Below are 16,055 nucleotides of genomic sequence, written 5' to 3' on the forward strand. Positions count from 1 at the left end.
GCCAGGCCCCAGGCAGCGGAGTGACCGCGCGCGCCGGGGACACTTGAAGGTACGCGTATCCGCAGCATCGACGGGGGAGCACAGATGACCGCCATTCATGTGACGGAGTGGGACGAGACCGACGGCAGGGGAGTCCCCGCGGTCTTCGTGCACAACATCTTTACGTGGGGCAGCGACGAGGCGTACGGCTTCGTCGCCCAGCGGTCGCTGGCCGACCGCTATCGCCTGCTGCGGGTGGACCGCCGGGGTTACGGCCACAGCCCCGACACCGACCAGAGCGACTTCGACGCCGACGCCGACGATCTGGTGGAGCTGCTGGCCCGGCAGGACGGCGGTGCCCACTTGGTCGGCCACGGCAACGGCGGTCTGGCGGCCATGCTCGCCGCGGGGCGCCGCCCCGACCTCGTGCGCTCCCTGACGCTGATCCAGCCTGCGGCGTTCTCCGCAGCCACCGGACACCCGGTGATCCAGGAAATGCTGCACCGGGTACGGGACAGCGCCGGCGTGCCGGATTCGGTCACGCCCGAGCAGTATCTGCGTGCTTCCACGGAGGGGCTGGGGATGGCCATGCCGGACCCCACCCCGCAGCGCCTTCGCGCGGTGGCCACCTCGATGCACGAACGCCCGGTGTGGGAAGCGGTGGTGCCGCTGAGCCCGTTGCGGACCGCCCCGTGGCCGACGTCGGTGATCTGCGGAACCTGGCAAGACGCGCCGGAGCTGTACCGCAGGTACGCGGGTGAACCGCTGATCGCCTGCGCCGAGGCCGTGGCCGAAGCCGTCGGCGCCCGTCTCCTACGTGTGGCCGGCTACTACCCCCACACCCAGCAACCGGCCACCGTTAACGCCGCCTTGCGGGAACTGTGGGGGTAGGGCGGGGTTGACCGGGCGGCGGGCCTGCATGCGGTTGTTCGTCCCGTCGAGAGCCAACCCACGGGGCTTGTCCTCGTGCACCGCGGGCTTCAGGGGCGCGCGCAGGACTCATCCCAGGAATGCCGCCGTGGTCGCCACGAACCGGTCGGCGTCGTCGAGCCACGGGTAGTGGCCCGCCCCCGGCTGCACCACGAGCCGGGCGTCAGGGAATACGCCCGCGAACTCGGCCGCCGACCGAGGTGGGCTGTTCATGTCGAACTCTCCCGCGAGAAGGAGGACGGGGGCCTCGCAGCCGGCGAGCGTCGCGCGAGTGATCTCCGGGCGGAAGGCGCCCTCGGCCGCGAAGAGAGCGACGGCCTCCTCGTTGCGCGGCCGGCCGGCCGCATGGTGCTTCCGGGCCTCGCTGTCCCAACGGCCGTAAAGGAAAGGCGCGATGGCTTCCCAGTCGCTGCCCGCGCCCTCGGTGATCGCCTCCAGGGCGGCGAACGCGGCAGGGAACCACGGCTCGTTCTTACGAAGCCGCGCGAGCTCGCGGCGCATGTCCCCCGTGACCGCGATTCCGACAGCACGAGTGCTGGGGCCGATCAGGGCGAGCTTGCTGATCCTGTCCGGATGTCGGGCCGCGTACTGCGTCGCGATGTTCGTGCCTGCGGAATGGCCGAGAAGGGCCATTCGGGGGAGTCCCAGGTGCTCGCGCAGCGCCTCGACGTCGTCGACCAAGGAATCGCAGCGATAGGACGAGACGTCTTCGGGGAGCGCGGACCGACCGGTGCCGCGCAGGTCCGGAAGGATGAGCAGGTGGTGCCTGGACAGCCCGCCGAGGTCGCCGAGGTAGCGGGAGTCCGCGGGTCCTCCCGGCAGGCAGACGACCGGCGCGCCGTCGCCGAGGACGCGGTAGGCGAGCCGGGTCCCGTCAGGTGCGGAGAAGGAAGGCATGACGGATACCTTGTCAGCCATAACCAGGTAATACAACCGGGTTATGGTTGTGGAACCAGGTATAAATCCGAGCTATGGCAAGGGAAGAGATGACGCCTCAGAGCGCCGAGAGGCTGACCGAGGAGCAGGCCGAGCGGATGCTCGCCGAGATGAACGACGTCATCCGGGCGGGCGAGGAGATGCGGAAGCTGCGGGCCGAGATGATCAAGCTGTTCGCCGGTTTCGGCTGGACGCAGGAGAAGATCTCCCAGCTCACGGACATGAGTCAGCCGGCCGTCTCCAAGCAGGTGAGCAAGCACAAGACGGGCGACCCGCTGCCCCCGATGGAGTTCTCCCTCGACCAGCACGACGCGCCCTGGCTCGAAGGGCGCCTGTGGGGCCTCGCCGAGGAAATCGCCGAGACCTCCGACCACACCGCTCGCTGCACACGCTGCCTCAACGCCATCGCGCGGGGAAAGAAGCGCTTGACGCCTCAGAACGTCGATGAGCTACGGCGCCTCGTCGAAGAGGACCTGATACTGCGTCGGGCAGAGCTGCCCACCGGCTACCGGGATGCGTACGACGAGATCAGCCGCGGTCTCGACGTCCCCGCCCGCTCGAAGATCGCTACCAGGACTCCCGCATCCCTGCGCCGCGCCCTCGCTCGCCAGATCCAACGCGACCGCCTCAGGGGGGAGGGCTGAGGGCTGCCACCGAAATGAACGCGTCGAGGACGGGTTGCCCGCCCCGGCGGTGTCACGGCAGAGCGGTCGCCCATGCTGTGAGCGCGGCGAAGTCATCGCAGCCAAGGCCGAATCGGGGATCGACGCGGTGCAGCAAGGCAGGTCCGTCGTGGTGCTCCGTCACCCACGTGCGATCAGCCTCCGTGATCTCATCGTCGATCCAGGCGAATGCCCGGCCCTTCGCCCACGCGACGATCTCCGGCGTCTTCCAGAACACACCGACCGGAGGCACCGGCCGCGGAGAGGGCCAGGGGATGAAGGGCATCTCGGGCAGTCCCAGGACCGGTGCGATGAAGGCGTTGGCCTCTTCCTCCCATGTCGTCGCCCATATCAGCTCGAAGGGCAGCGCTTCCAATGCCGGGCCGTGAGCCGGGTTGAGCCACACCCGCAGCGGTTTCACGGGCTTGTTCGGCAGCCCCCACTCAGTCAGCCGGTGCCGCTCGGCGGTCTCCCAGCGAGGTGTCAGAAGCCGATGGGTCTCGTAGCCCTCGGGCCGTCGGTGCGGCTTCGAGGCATACGGATTCAGCGGCCCGTCGACATCCACCAACAGCGCTGGGCGCACCAGCTCACCCCCTGGTTCTGCCGTGAACGGTAGCGGCCGACGCCGGCGACGCCCAGGGAGATTCCGTCAGGCAGCGCTCTCCTCAGATCTGGGCTCAGCGGCGCTGGGGCGATCCTGAGAGGCAAGCAGCGATCATGGCGTCGTGGCCGTCCCGGCACCGTTCAGCGATCTGCCAGTTGGTTCCGCCCTGGCCGATGTTCAGCTCCAGCCGCCGCCCACCGCCCGGTGGGACAGGATCGAGGTCAGCAGTGCCTTGCGCAGGCCGGGGACGAAGTCGTCGAACCGTTGCGCCAGGGCTTTGAGGGTCTCCTTGTGCGCGCGCCGCTCCCGTCCGTCGAACAGGACGCTCGCCTCGCCTTCGGTGCACAACAAGGCGGTGGCCAGATCCTCAAGCGCTACCGTCGATGGATCCGGGTCGCTGAGCACCGCGCTGCGGGTCGCCTCGCGCAGGGCGAGCAACTGGTCCGGAGCGGTGGGAACGACGTGGTGGGTGGCCAGCGGACCGAGCCGCCGATGCTCGGGCTCTCGGATCACTCCCGCTGCGAGGAGTTGTGAGCGCATCGGCGCCTCGGCCGTGTGGGCCTCGTCGTGGATCAGTCCGAGCCAGCGTTCGGGCCTGTCGGCGGACACCTGGCCCCATACCTCGGCGAGGAAGGTATCGGCCGGTGGCTCGGTTCCGAGCCGGAGGGCCTTGCCGTCGTCGGTGCCGACCAGTCGGGCATCGACAAGTTCGGTCAGCGCCGCGGCACGCAGTCGCTGTCCGCGGAACTGCAGGTCGGCAGTCGTGAAGTCGTTCTTGGCGGGGTTGTAGGCCATCAGGTAGATGCGCTGAGGCAGGGTCAGGTTCACCGGGTGCGCTGCTCCTTCGCTGTGGTGCGTCGTCAGCTGTCGATGATGTTCACCGAGTTTTCCACGCGCGCACCCCAGTACCCAGCGGGGCGAGGGCTGTCTCTCGCCGGAGTTCGAGACGACCCACGGCCTCCGGTCCACCGGAGGCCGCTCCCGCCGCCGTTTCGGCGGTGCCGTCCCCATCTGACGGCGTCGCGTCCTGGAGGCGTTGCACGTACGCATCATCACGAAGGGCGCCCCGCTGCCCTGGAACGACTACGCGATGGGCGTCGGCTGCGGTGGCAACGTCGAAACCGAGTCATTCGACATCGACCTCGACAAGGGCAGCCCCCACCGTCACCGCCAAGAACGGCCGGCGCGACTTCCCGTACAAGACCAGTGAGTCCGACCCGGAGGTCTTCTGCGTCACCGCCCATATCAAGGCGTATGACGTCCGCTGGGACCTCGTCCTGGGCTGGTCCAGCGGCGACCGTACGAGTGCCGGCGCCGGCCGCCCCGGCTACGACCACCCGCTGGGTGGCGGCGAGTGGATCGCGCGGGAGGAGCATTGACTTCCGCTCCCGGTCCCAGGGTGCGGGTCCCGAGGGAACCATGCAGGCGACGGTTCCGCGCCTCCTTGCAGAGGGCACCCACCCGGCCGGCTGGGCATCTGCATTCCGCGTCGGGGCCGTCCGTCGGAGGTAGCGGTCCTCAGCAGGCCAGATCCCCTCGGCGCCCGCCGGACGGGGGCGGTACCTTGCCGCCATGTGCATCTCGACAGGTGAGGCCGCGTTTTCCGGCACGATGGTGTACAGCGGGCGCCAGCACCACCGCGTGCACGGCCTCGTCCACGTCCTGGGCTACCGAAACACGGCCGTCAACCTGGCGGACGGCCCGAACGCCATGCTGCTGCACCTGCCCACCAGGCAGCTCACACCCCAGCACTTCCTCTCCGTCGGGCGCGCCGCCGACATCCTGGACCGCATGGTCGCTGCCGTGGAGCAAGTCGCGGCCACAGCCGACGGCATCGCATGGATGAGCGTGGAACCACAGTCCGTCCAGGTATTCGACCACGACGTCTACACAGTGCTCCTGGCAGACGACCCCAGGGCGGTCCTCGCCGCGCTGTGGCGGGTGCCGCCGCACCGGCGCCCCGATCTCGACCCGGATCTCCTGGACTTCTACGCCGAACACTTCCCCGACCACACCATCGCCGTGTGCTGCTTCGACAACGCCGACGCGCAACGCGCCAAGCCCTTGCTGCTGTGGTACCCGCCCCTCGACCCCGACCGGCTGACCGTGCCGGCCCTGGACAGCCACACCGGTAAGGCGCCGGACCTCGACGCCGCCGTGCCCGTGGACCACTGGGTTCTGTTCTCCACCGACCAAGCTCCCTCCGACTGGGGCGCACCCGTCGTGTACCCCGGGGACATGCGCCACCGTCTGCGCGCCTTCCTCCCCACCGCCGTCGTCGGCCGGCATTACGGTCGCGGGCAGACACTGCCCAACGGAGACTTCACCATCAGTCACCGCGACCTGCTCACCGGCGGCCTCGACCGCATCGAGCGCCTGCCACCGGCCCGCCGCTGAATGATCAGGAGCAGATCCTTCCCACGTGCCGTCAGATACGGACCAGCATCTTCCCGGTGTTCCGGCCGCTCATCAGGCCGAGGAAGGCGTTCACCGCATTGTCGATGCCGTCCTCGACGGTTTCCCGGAAGGTGATGCCGCCGCCGGTCAGCCAGCCGCTCATCTCGCGGGCGAAGCGGGGCCGGAGAGCCGCGTGGTCACCGACCTCGAAGCCGCGCAGGGTGAGCCGCTTCTTCACCACCTCGATCAGGTTGCCCGGTCCGGGCGTCGGCTCGGTGGCGTTGTATCCGGAGATGGCCCCGCACAGCGCAGCTCGACCGTGCGGGTTGAGCGCGTCGATGGCGGCTTCCAGATGGTCGCCTCCCACGTTGTCGAAGTACACGTCCACGCCGTTGGGAGCGGCCTTCATGAGCTGCTCCCGTACGCTGCCGTCCTTGTAGTTGAAGGCGGTGGTGAAGCCGAGTTCGTCGGTCAGGTACTGCACCTTTTTGTCGGAGCCGGCGCTGCCGATGACGACCTTGGCGCCGCGCAGCCGGGCGATCTGGCCTGCCAGGCTGCCCACTGCGCCGGCGGCTCCGGAGACGAACACGGTGTCACCCTCGCGCAGCTCGGCGATCTCGGTCAGTCCGACGTAGGCGCTGAGTCCGGGCATGCCGAGCACGCCCAGGAAGGCGGAGTCCGGTACGCCCTCGGCCCGTTGGAGCCTGGTGAAGAGCCCGGAGTGGGCGACGGCAGCGGTGCGCCAGCCCAGGTTGCTGAGTACGAGGTCCCCTTGGGCCAGCCCGGCCGCGCGCGACTCGACGACCTGGCCCACGGCCCCGCCTGTCATCGGCTCGTTCAGTGGGTAGGAGGGGATGTCGGGGTCCCCGGCGCCCATGAGAGCCCGCATGTAGGGGTCCATCGAGAGGTAGGTGTTGCGGACCAGGACCTCGTCGGCGCCAGGTAACGGCAACGCCCGCTCCACCAGGCGGAAGTCGTGTGCGGTGGGCCGGCCCACGGGGCGGGCGACCAGATGCCATTCCTGTGCGGTTGCGGTGCGTGTCATGAGCTGAATTCCTTCCCCAGGAGCTGGCTAGGCCCGCCAACTCATCTGCCCAGGCTTGGAGTTGAGGGGTTGTGGCTCGGTGCTTCCTCCCCATGGGGGGCTGGTGCTTCGATTTCAGAAACACTACCCTCTCCGGTGATTCGAAAATCGAAGCATGGGAGGGAGTGGGATGCCCGAACGGATACCGCCACTGGAGGCGCCCTACCAGCCGGAGACCGCGGCAATATTGCGTCGGATGATGCCCGGCGACGAGGAGCCCCTCGCGCTCTTCCGTATGTACGCGCGCAACCGGCATCTCGCCGAAGCCCTGCACAGCTACGGCTCCTACCAGCTCAGCCGCCGGCTCGGCCTCGGGCTGCGCGACCGCGAAATCGTCATCGACCGCACCTGCGCCCTGTGCGGCTGTGAGTACGAATGGGGTGTGCATGTGACGCGCTTCGCCGCACGTGCCGATCTCACCGCCGCGCAGATCGGGTCTCTGACCCACGGCACGAGCACGGACACCTGCTGGACAGCCGAACGCGACCGGCTGCTCCTGGACGCCACGGATGCGCTCCACACCGACCACGACATCGACGACGAGCTGTGGACCCGCCTCAGCGCCGAGTTCACCCGCGAGCAGCTCCTCGACCTGTTCATGCTCTGCGGCTGGTACCACGCCATCAGCTTCACCGCCCGCGCGGCCAGGCTCGCATCGGAACCTGACACACCCCGCTTCCGCGACTTCCAGCCACCTGGCGTGGCCGCGCGGAGTGGGCCCCGTAGGTGACGTGAGCCGCGTTCACCACCCTGGTTCGGGTGGTGAACGGCGGTGTTCCATCTGGTGAGCGGATGACGCAGCGGCTCCCGGCGGCACTCGTCGGCCTCTCCGGCCGGGGCCGTTCAGCCGAGGATGAGCGGGAGCTTCGCGGCGAAATCGCCCAGTGCGGCGGTCTCCGCTTCGGTCGGGGTGTGACGTCCGGTGCCGACCAGCAGCGCGTCCTTGTCGGAGAACGAGACGGGGAACGCGGTCCCGGCGATTTTCTCCAGCGCCGCTCGTGCGGCCGCGAGGGTCTCGGCGGGCGGCTCGTCGGCCGATGGCAGATGTGCGATCAGATCCAGGTGGTGCAGGGTCCATTCGAGGAGGTACGCGGAGAGGTAGTCGCCGGTGGTCAGCACCTGGTCGCGGGTGCTGACGCGGACGGAGGGGTCGGCGAGTTCGGCGGCGCGGCCCGCGGCCGAACCGACGTCGTCGAGATGGAACTTGAGCCACCGCGGCTCGCCGTATGCCGCGGCCAGCCGGGGGATCAGCGCATCGAGCGGGTCCTCTCCGGTCGGGGGTTCGACGAGTTCCCAGTAGGTGACCGCGTCCACGGTCGGTTCGGCTTCGGTGGGCGTGACAAGGGTGATCAGAACGTCCTGGGCATCGATGACCAGGTGACACGCCAGGTCACGCACGAGCCAGCCGGCGCAGCCGGACGGCCGCTCGAAATCCTCGTCCGGGAGTTCGGCGACCGCGGTGCGCAATGCCGCCCAAGAGCGTGAGAAGAGATCCACTGCGGCACGGTAACGCCGGACCGAAACACGGACAAGCGCATTTCGGACGGTCGGCTCGCGCGCCCAAGGCACGCCGGATCCGGCCGCGTCACCCCTTGTGCACCGAGGTGCTTCTCCGGGTGGGTGCACTCGCGGGGGCAGGGTGGCGAACCAGCAGCATTGAGGGTGGCCGTCGCGGGCCGAGCGCTCCGCCGCAGTCGGTCTTCCGAGTGGGGGAGGTCGGTGCCGGGGCTCTCGTGACCCGGGTAGGTGATGCGCAGGCTGTGGGTTGCAGGGCGGCGCACCGAACGCCACGGCCGCACTGGACGAGCCCAACCGCCGACCGTACCGATGGCCTAGGTCTCCGGTCCTCATTCCGATGCCCACCAAGATCACCCGGAAGCCCGATGCCGCGGCCGTGGGGCGGGAGCCATCATGCCGGTGGAGTCCTGCCAAAGGAGAGCATCATGTCGTTCCCGGAAGACCTCACCTACCCCGAGCCTCGCTATCACGGTGACAGGGGCGAGGTGAATGCCGCCTTCCGTCCGGCCAACACCCCGCCGGACATCTCCTCGCCCGGTGGTGGCTCGACGCACTACCTCGCCACCAACGAGTCGACCGGCGGTGAATTCGGTCTGTACAGGGTGGATCTGGGTGCACGGGCCGCCGGGGCCAAGACCCACTTCCACAAGGCCATGTCGGAGTCCTTCTACGTCCTCTCCGGCGAACTGGAGCTCTACAACGGTGAGAAGTGGGTCACGGGCCGCGAGGGGGACTTCCTCTACGTACCGGTCGGTGGCCTGCACGCGTTCAAGAACGTGACCGACGAGCCGATGTCGATGCTCATGCTCTTCTCCCCGGGTGCTCCCCGCGAGGAGTACTTCGAGCGGGTGGGGGAGATGGCGCAGCGCGGCGGCGAGGAACTCAAGCAGTTTCGCATCCGGCACGACAGCTACTTCGTGGAGGACTTCGCGTCCGGGGCGGAGTAGTCCGGGACGTTGCAACCCGGCCGCTGCTTCCGCCGTGACGGCCCCCGCCGAGAGGCGTGATTCGGAAGTGATGGAGCGGTAATACCCAGCCGGATGTTTGGCTCCGGGCGGCCGTCCCCGCCCACTTCGGGCGCGACCGCCCCGCATCCGGTTCCATCGGTGGTGTCAGCGGCAACGCACGCGCGACGGCGAATCGATCTGGTGCTGCCTCAGTGCACGGCCACCACCCCTGCTCGCCGTCTGCCTGCGATCACAAGTGAGCTATATCCGGCCATGGTTGGTTGCTTCGCGCGTCCCCGGTATGAGGCGTACGCGGGCGGGGCGCGGAAGGAAGGGCGGCCGGCTGGACGGCAGGCCCTGCGCCGCGTGGGGGGACCGCGATGGCTGCGCTCAGTGACTTTTGTGGCGTTCGTGACGACGGTGTGCTCGTGCTTCGCCTGTTTCATGTGCGCTGTGTGTGCTTCGTGCGCCCTATGTGCGCCCCTGTTGTGGGCGTGACGGGGCTGCATGCTGAGTGGAGTCGCTTCGCCGGGTCCCGTATCCGTCGGTTCCCGGTCTCCGCCAGGCTCATCAAGGAGAACGTCATAGACCCGACGGTGTTATCGCCCCAGCTCCTGTCCCTGCCGTTCCCGATACGTACGAATCCGCATGACGCCGCGGCCGAGCAGAACCTGTGCGGCTGGGCCCGCCGGATGGGCCTGGTGCGAACGCCCGAGGCCGGAGCCCGGTTCGATGCCGCCCGGTTCGGAATATTCTCCGGCTACGTCCACCCCGACGCGTCCCCCGGCCGGCTCGCTCTCTACAGCAAGTGGATGGCCTGGCAGTTCCTGGCCGACGACCAGTACGCGGACGGCAGTTACCGCACCGCGGAGAGCTGGCAGAGCGCCACCGACCATCTGTGGCCGGTGTTCGCCACCGGCCAGGCGCCCGAGGGGGCAAGCGCGCTGGCCCGGGGGCTGGCGGACATCCTGGGAGCTGTCTATCCGGACATGTCTGCGCGGTGGCGGGAGCGCTTCGTCGAACACGCGCAGGAGACATTCCGCGCCGTGGTCGCGGAGAACCAGCGCCGCCATCAGCGGACGAGCGCCACGGTCGAGGAGTACGTGGTGAACCGGCGCGCGGTCAGTTCCGTACTCCCGTGCCTGGCGATCGACGAGTTCATGGCCGGGGGTGAACTCCCGGAGGACGTCCGCCTCAGCGGCCCCTACCAGCGCCTGGTCCAGGCCGCGACGGACGTCGCCGCCTGGACGAACGACCTCTACTCCTGGCCGAAGGAGGAGGCCGCCGGTGAGGTCGACAACCTTGTCCTGGTCCTGGAGAGCCCGGGGCGGCTCACCCGCCGGGAGGCCATCGATGCCGCGGCCCGGTGGATAACAGAACGCGCCGACGACTTCGTCACGGCCCAGCAGGCCCTGCCCGCCGTCCTGGAGGCGCTGTCTCTCGATCGGGATGCGCGGCGCACCGTCGCTCGGTGTGTGTCCTCGATGCGGAACTGGATGGCCGGGACCTGGAAATGGTCCAGCGAGTCGGCCCGCTACACCACCTTCGATCCGGACGCCGCCGGACGGATCCCCGCCTACATCGACGACCTGCTGCGCCCGTCGCTCTGAAGGCGGCCGGAGCATGCCGATTGGCCACGACCAGGACGGAGCGGGCGAGAGATGACGGTGCACACCGACAGTCCGGACCAAGATGGTGATCTTCGATTACAGGGGGCCGCGTTACTCGCGCCACAGCGGCCCCTACCGGCGGGCGGTGAGGGAGGGGACCGCTCATTTCCAGCGGACGAGGCCCCGGAAACCCCACTCGATCTGGACCGGCTGCGCGGGGACATCGACGCCCACCTGGCCCGCTTCGTGGAACTCAAGAGCAGCGCGGAGAGTGCGGACCGCGATGGAGTATTCCCGCATGACCTGGTGGAGGTGCTCCGGTCGTTTCTGCTGTCGGGCGGGAAGCGAATACGCCCGGTGCTGTGTGTCGTCGGGCATCTCGCTGCCGCCGGCAGGGTGAGCGGGCCGCTGTTGAGGGCCGCTGCCTCACTGGAGATGTTCCATGCGGTCGCCCTGATCCACGACGACGTCATGGACGACTCGGGCACCCGGCGGGGCCGGCCCACCGTCCACCGGACTCTCGCCGCCCGCAACAACGGGCGACCGGACGCGGAACGCCTCGGCGCCAACGCCGCCATACTCCTGGGCGATCTCGCCCTGGTGTGGTCGGGCGAGCTGCTGCACACCGCCGGGCTGACGCCCCGCCGGCTCACCGATGCCCTGGCCGTCACGGACGCCATGCGCACCGAGGTCCTCTACGGCCAGTACCTCGACGTCCTCACGGCGGGCCGACCCACCACCGAGACCACCCGTGCGCTGAAGGTCTGCCGCTACAAGACCGCCAAATACACGGTCGAGCGGCCCCTGCACCTGGGAGCCGTACTCGCCGGCGCACCGGCTTCCCTGCTCGCCACACTCTCCGACTACGCCCTGCCGGTCGGGGAGGCCTTCCAGCTCCGCGACGATCTGCTGGGCACGTTCGGCGATCCCGCCGCGACAGGTAAACCGCGCCTGGACGACCTTCGTGACGGGAAGAACACCGTCCTTCTCACCCTGGCCATGCAGCGGGCCGACCCCGGCCAGCGGCATGTCCTGCGCACCCTGGTCGGAGTGCCCGGCCTGGACGAGAGCGACGCCGCCCGTATCCGTCGCATCCTGGAGGCCACCGGCGCGCGCGGCGCCGTCGAACGCCTCATCCACACCCGCCGCGAACAGGCCCAGCACGCGCTGGACGCCGCCTCGTTGCCCGCCCCTGCCGAAGACGCGCTGCGCCGGATCGCCCGCGCCGCCACCGTGAGGACCGCATGAACACCATCGCTCCGCCTCCCATGGCCCCCGGCTCCGTGCCCGTACTGGGCCACATTCCCCACTTGGCGCGCACCCCGCTGGGCTTCTTCCAGCAGCTCCAGCGCTACGGGCCCCTCACCCGGATCCGTCTTGGCACTCACCCCGCCTACGTGGTGACCCACCCGGACCTGGTCCGGCGCATGCTGGTCCACGATCACAAGTCCTTCGACAAGGGAGGGCCGCTCTACGACAAGGTCCGGGCGGTCACCGGCAACGGACTCATCACCTGCCCGGCCCATGAGCACGCCCGCCAGCGGCCCCTGATGCAGCCCGCCTTCCATCCCGCGCGCTTCCCGCGCTATGCGGAGATCATGAGGGACTCCACCGCGGAAGTCTGCGAAGCGTGGCGTCCGGGCCAGACCGTCCCCCTCACCCAGGAACTCCTCAGACTCACCGCCCTGGTGACCTCACGCACCCTGGTCTCCGCACCCCAGGGCGCCCCCGCGGCCGCGCAGATCGCGGAGTCCTTCCCGGCCATCGCACAGGGCCTGTACTGGCGCATGATGATCCCCGGCCCGGTCTTCCCGAAGATCCCCTTCCCGGTCAACCGGCGCTTCGACCGGCATTTCGCGCTCACCCGCGCCGCGCTCGACGACGTCATCACCCACTACCGGACCACGGAAGCCGACTACGGTGACCTGCTCTCCATGGTCGTGGCCGCCTGCGAGGAGGAACCCGACCCGCAGGAAGCCGTCTACGACCAGGTCATCACCATCCTCGCCGCGGGTATGGAGACCACCGCCGCCACCACCGTCTGGATGCTGCGCCTGCTGGACCGGCACCCGCACGTGATGGCCAAGCTGCTGGCGGAACTCGACGAGGTCCTGGAGGGGCGCCTGCCGGGCAATGACGACATCCCCCGCCTCCCGTACACCCAGAACGTCCTGACCGAGACCCTGCGCCTGTATCCGTCAGGGTGGCTCGTCAGCCGCGTGGCCACTGCCGACGTCCACTGGGATGCGGGGCACATCCCTGCCGGCGCCGACGTGTTCTTCAGCCCCTACGCGCTGCACCGGGTCCCGGAAATCTTCCCCGACCCCGAGGTCTTCGACCCCGACCGGTGGAGCCCCGAACGGGCAACCACCGTGCAGCGTCAGGGTTTCCTCGGGTTCGGTGCCGGCCGCCGCAAATGCATCGGCGACACCTTCGGCACCACCGGCGCCACGATCGCCGTCGCCTCCATCCTCAGCCGCTGGCGCCTGCATCACCAGAGCAGCACCAGCAAACCCACACCTCGCATCGTCCTGATGCCCCCGCCCACCCCCGCTGTTCTTGAGGCTCGCTGAACAGACCCGGGGGAGGTGCTGGTGCCAGGGAGAGCCGGCCGGGACCCGAAACGGCCCGGGCCGGCCATCCGGACGACGGAAAGCAGTGGGGCAACACCATGCGCGGGGCGGAGGGGCGCACGACGGGGCCTGGGGTCCTTGCCTTTCCGCTCTGCGCAGTGTGAGCTTCGCCGACCTCAAATCAGTTGCGGGCACCCCGTGACCCGCCGAACCATGGGCGACATGAGCGGCGACTATGTGATCAGAGAAGTGCGGGTGGAGGACTGGCCCTCCGCGAAGGAACTACGTCTGAAGGCGCTGAGAGATCCGCTGGCTCCCCTCGCCTTTCTGGAGACCTACGAGCAGGCTCAGGCTCGGCCCGACGACTTTTGGAAGGACCGCACGGCGAGGGGCGCCGAAGGAGGGCCGAACCGGCAGTTCATCGCCGAAGGGCCCCTGGGCGAGTGGGCGGGCACGATGACCGTGCTGGTGGAAGAGCCCGGAGCGGAGGACTTCGCCGGCGGGATCATCGAGCGGCGTCAGGCCCACATCGTCGGTGTCTTCGTGTGTGAGGAGTGCCGGGGCGGCTCGGTGGCGCAGGACTTGTTCCGGGCCGCGGTCGACTGGGGACTGGCGCAGGAGGGCGTGAGCCGCGTGCGGCTGTTCGTGCACGAGAAGAACGGTCGCGCTGAGGCGTTCTACCGCAAGGCCGGGTTCGTGCGCACGGTCGCCGTGGGCGATGAGTACGAGATGGAGTACCGCCCGGCCGCCTGACCTGCCGTCGCCTGGGGCCGCGCAGCTTTCACCCATGAGCGACGGCTTGCTTGAGCATGTGCGCGCGGGGCGTGCGTACCCGTTTCTCTTTCCCGGGTCGGACAGGCGCCGCCTCCCGCGAATGGTCGGTCCGGGCATGATGATGGGGCACGAAGACCTCCTGGGCGGCGGGGCCGGTCCGGACCACTCCACCGCACAGGAGGTCTTCGCCATGGCACCGAAGTGGCAGGGCTGAGAACCCTCGTGGTCAGTTCGCCTTGTCGGCCGAGCCCTGGCCGGTGAACGGACAGCGGCCGGCATCCGGTACTTCCGCCTGGGCGGAGGATGGCGATGTGGTGGGCTCCGCATCGGCTGTGGCTCCAACTGCCATGGTCGAAGCGGGTGTTCGCGGCGTGCATGTCATCGGTAGTGGGCCGGGTGAGTAGCCCAGCTTCACCACCGGCCTGATCCGGGCGCCCGGAGTGAGCCGCAGACTCCACCTGGCACAGATGGTGGCCACGGCCAGCGTCGCCTCGTTCAGGGCGAAGGTATCCCCGATGCACTTACGGCTCCCGCTGCCGAACGGGACGAACGCGCCACGCGGCACCTCTGCCGCCCGCTCCGGCAGCCACCGGTCCGGGTCGAAGACCGCCGGGTCGGCGAACAGGGCCGGGTCGTGCTGCAGCAGATGTGGGCTCCACACCAGGGTGGTGCCCGCGGGAAGTGCCACTCCCGCGAGCCTGGTCGCGACCGAGGTGACCTCCGTGGTCAGCCAGACCGGCGGATACATCCGCAGCGACTCCGTCAGAACCCGCCGGATGTACTCCAGGTGGGGCAGGTCGGCTTCGCCGGCAGCCCGCCCGCCCAGCACCCGGTCGGCCTCCGCGTGTACCCGTGCCTCCACATCAGGTCGTTCCGCCAGAACCTTGAAGGTCCACGACAGCAGGCCCGCCGTCGTGGCCACCCCGGCCCCCAGCATGGTCAGCACCTGGTCATGGATCTCCTCGTCGCTGAACGACTCCCCGCCCTCGTCCCGGTGCGTTATCAGCGACGTCAGCAGATCGTTCCCCGGTGTGTCCCGCGCCCGATAGTCGGTGATGAACCCCTCGATCACCTCGTGCAGTCGGCGTAACGACTTCGCGAAGGCCCGGTTCCCCCGGGTCGGCAGACGGTGCAGCCGCGCCGCCCGGGCGAAGATCTGCACGAACAGCCCGTCAAGGACCACGGGCAGATCCTTCTCCATCGCGGCGACCGCGTCCGTCGAATCGGTCGCGAACATCGTCCTGATCGCGACGCGCGCCGCGATCACCCGCGCCTCGGCGGAGAGGTCGACCACCGCCCCCGCACGCCAGGTCGAGGTGGCGTCCTCGATCTCCCGCATCATCATCGGGACGTACTGCCGCAGGCTCTCCCGGCTGAACGCGGGCCGCAACAGCCTCCGTTGGCGCGGATGATCCTTCCAGAAACACGTGATGAGACCATTGCCCGCCACCTGCCGCAGCGCATCAACGAAGGCGCCGCCCCGGTCGAACGTACCCGGGTCCAGCAACACCTCGCGTACCACCTCAGGACTGCACGCCACATATGCGCGGCGCGGCCCCAGACGCACCTCCACCAGATCGCCGTGGCGGCGCATCCGGCCCAGCAGCCCCAACGGATCCCGGTACAAAGCAGCCCCATGCCCCAGCAGCGGCAATGCTCCGGGCAGACGCCCCGACGACGCCTCCGGAGCGTCCTCCGCAGCACGAGAAAGGGACGCCGTGTGCTTGCTCTGGCTCATCGAGTACAACCACCAAGGTGAGAGAACCGCCGGACAGGACCCCCGCAGCCACGAAACTCCCGATCGCGGGCGGACATCCCTGATCATCAACGCACTCACGCCCCGGGCGACAGGCACATACCAGCCCACCTGATCTACGCCACCAGCGTCTGCGGCCGCGTGGATTCCCACGGGCAGAAGACGCGGGGGAGAAACGTGGCGCAGGAAGGTGACGCCCCGGCCGGCACAGTCGAACTCCTGGGCCGAATCGGGGCGTTGTCTCCTGTGGATGGTGGTGGTTGTCTGTGCTGGCGCCCGTCCGCT

At 69.2% G+C, this 16,055-nt stretch carries 16 protein-coding genes and 1 pseudogene; 10 read left to right on the top strand and 7 right to left on the bottom strand.

The features are described 5' to 3' along the window. The first annotated feature begins 84 nt into the window (after positions 1–84). Positions 85–870, top strand: a complete 786-nt coding sequence (locus QOM21_RS34790) for an alpha/beta fold hydrolase (RefSeq protein WP_407555075.1) — start codon at positions 85–87, stop codon at positions 868–870. Between the two features lie 108 nt (positions 871–978). On the opposite strand, the gene QOM21_RS34795 is transcribed toward QOM21_RS34790, so the two are convergent. Continuing rightward, entirely contained in the window at positions 979–1,806 is an 828-nt protein-coding gene (locus tag QOM21_RS34795) for an alpha/beta fold hydrolase (protein WP_407555076.1), read from the bottom strand. A 74-nt stretch (positions 1,807–1,880) separates the two neighbouring features. Between QOM21_RS34795 and QOM21_RS34800 the strand changes: the two genes are divergently transcribed. Continuing rightward, positions 1,881–2,489 (top strand): sigma-70 family RNA polymerase sigma factor, encoded by a 609-nt coding sequence (locus tag QOM21_RS34800; protein WP_407555077.1) that lies wholly within the window; start codon positions 1,881–1,883, stop codon positions 2,487–2,489. A gap of 52 nt (positions 2,490–2,541) precedes the next feature. On the opposite strand, the gene QOM21_RS34805 is transcribed toward QOM21_RS34800, so the two are convergent. Both QOM21_RS34805 and QOM21_RS34810 read right to left on the bottom strand, forming a co-directional pair. Beyond that, positions 2,542–3,093 carry a hypothetical protein gene (locus QOM21_RS34805; RefSeq protein WP_407555992.1) on the bottom strand — a complete coding sequence of 184 codons (552 nt, stop codon included), beginning with the start codon at positions 3,091–3,093 and terminating at the stop codon, positions 2,542–2,544. Positions 3,094–3,288: 195 nt separating this feature from the next. Beyond that, entirely contained in the window at positions 3,289–3,939 is a 651-nt protein-coding gene (locus QOM21_RS34810; protein ID WP_407555078.1) for a GPP34 family phosphoprotein, read from the bottom strand. A 196-nt stretch (positions 3,940–4,135) separates the two neighbouring features. Here QOM21_RS34810 and QOM21_RS34815 point away from each other — a divergent pair. Together QOM21_RS34815 and QOM21_RS34820 are read left to right on the top strand one after the other, a co-directional pair. Next, positions 4,136–4,490: pseudogene (locus QOM21_RS34815) on the top strand (transcriptional regulator); the annotation flags it as partial. Between the two features lie 193 nt (positions 4,491–4,683). After that, entirely contained in the window at positions 4,684–5,508 is an 825-nt protein-coding gene (locus QOM21_RS34820; protein WP_407555079.1) for a hypothetical protein, read from the top strand. Positions 5,509–5,539: 31 nt separating this feature from the next. On the opposite strand, the gene QOM21_RS34825 is transcribed toward QOM21_RS34820, so the two are convergent. After that, complete coding sequence (locus QOM21_RS34825) at positions 5,540–6,553, bottom strand: NADP-dependent oxidoreductase (protein WP_407555080.1); 1,014 nt, start codon at positions 6,551–6,553, stop codon at positions 5,540–5,542. A gap of 169 nt (positions 6,554–6,722) precedes the next feature. On the opposite strand from QOM21_RS34825, the gene QOM21_RS34830 reads away from it, so the two are divergent. Further along, positions 6,723–7,322, top strand: a complete 600-nt coding sequence (locus tag QOM21_RS34830; RefSeq protein WP_407555081.1) for a carboxymuconolactone decarboxylase family protein — start codon at positions 6,723–6,725, stop codon at positions 7,320–7,322. A 113-nt stretch (positions 7,323–7,435) separates the two neighbouring features. On the opposite strand, the gene QOM21_RS34835 is transcribed toward QOM21_RS34830, so the two are convergent. After that, positions 7,436–8,089, bottom strand: a complete 654-nt coding sequence (locus QOM21_RS34835) for a maleylpyruvate isomerase N-terminal domain-containing protein (RefSeq protein ID WP_407555082.1) — start codon at positions 8,087–8,089, stop codon at positions 7,436–7,438. 446 nt (positions 8,090–8,535) lie between these two features. Between QOM21_RS34835 and QOM21_RS34840 the strand changes: the two genes are divergently transcribed. Both QOM21_RS34840 and QOM21_RS34845 read left to right on the top strand, forming a co-directional pair. After that, entirely contained in the window at positions 8,536–9,057 is a 522-nt protein-coding gene (locus tag QOM21_RS34840; protein ID WP_407555083.1) for a cupin domain-containing protein, read from the top strand. 596 nt (positions 9,058–9,653) lie between these two features. Further along, a complete protein-coding gene (locus QOM21_RS34845) occupies positions 9,654–10,667 on the top strand; it encodes a terpene synthase family protein (RefSeq protein ID WP_407555084.1) in 1,014 nt (337 codons plus the stop codon). Between the two features lie 162 nt (positions 10,668–10,829). Here the strand turns inward: QOM21_RS34845 and QOM21_RS34850 are convergent, their stop codons facing one another. After that, entirely contained in the window at positions 10,830–11,045 is a 216-nt protein-coding gene (locus QOM21_RS34850; protein WP_407556031.1) for a hypothetical protein, read from the bottom strand. Here QOM21_RS34850 and QOM21_RS34855 point away from each other — a divergent pair. The 3 genes from QOM21_RS34855 (at position 11,025) to QOM21_RS34865 (ending at position 13,993) form a co-directional block, all read left to right on the top strand. Next, positions 11,025–11,915, top strand: coding sequence for a polyprenyl synthetase family protein (locus QOM21_RS34855; protein ID WP_407555993.1), 891 nt, complete (start codon positions 11,025–11,027; stop codon positions 11,913–11,915). The two genes, QOM21_RS34850 and QOM21_RS34855, sit on opposite strands and share 21 nt — an antisense overlap. Beyond that, positions 11,912–13,240, top strand: a complete 1,329-nt coding sequence (locus tag QOM21_RS34860; protein ID WP_407555085.1) for a cytochrome P450 — start codon at positions 11,912–11,914, stop codon at positions 13,238–13,240. The genes QOM21_RS34855 and QOM21_RS34860 overlap by 4 nt, the downstream gene beginning before the upstream one ends. Before the next feature lie 222 nt (positions 13,241–13,462). Continuing rightward, on the top strand, positions 13,463–13,993 hold the full coding sequence (locus QOM21_RS34865; RefSeq protein WP_407555086.1) for a GNAT family N-acetyltransferase: 531 nt from the start codon (positions 13,463–13,465) through the stop codon (positions 13,991–13,993). A gap of 247 nt (positions 13,994–14,240) precedes the next feature. On the opposite strand, the gene QOM21_RS34870 is transcribed toward QOM21_RS34865, so the two are convergent. Beyond that, entirely contained in the window at positions 14,241–15,839 is a 1,599-nt protein-coding gene (locus tag QOM21_RS34870) for a cytochrome P450 (RefSeq protein WP_407555087.1), read from the bottom strand. Positions 15,840–16,055 lie beyond the last annotated feature (216 nt).

Origin of the sequence: Streptomyces sp. Pv4-95 (assembly GCF_045782725.1) — a bacterium.
GTDB lineage: Bacteria > Actinomycetota > Actinomycetes > Streptomycetales > Streptomycetaceae > Streptomyces.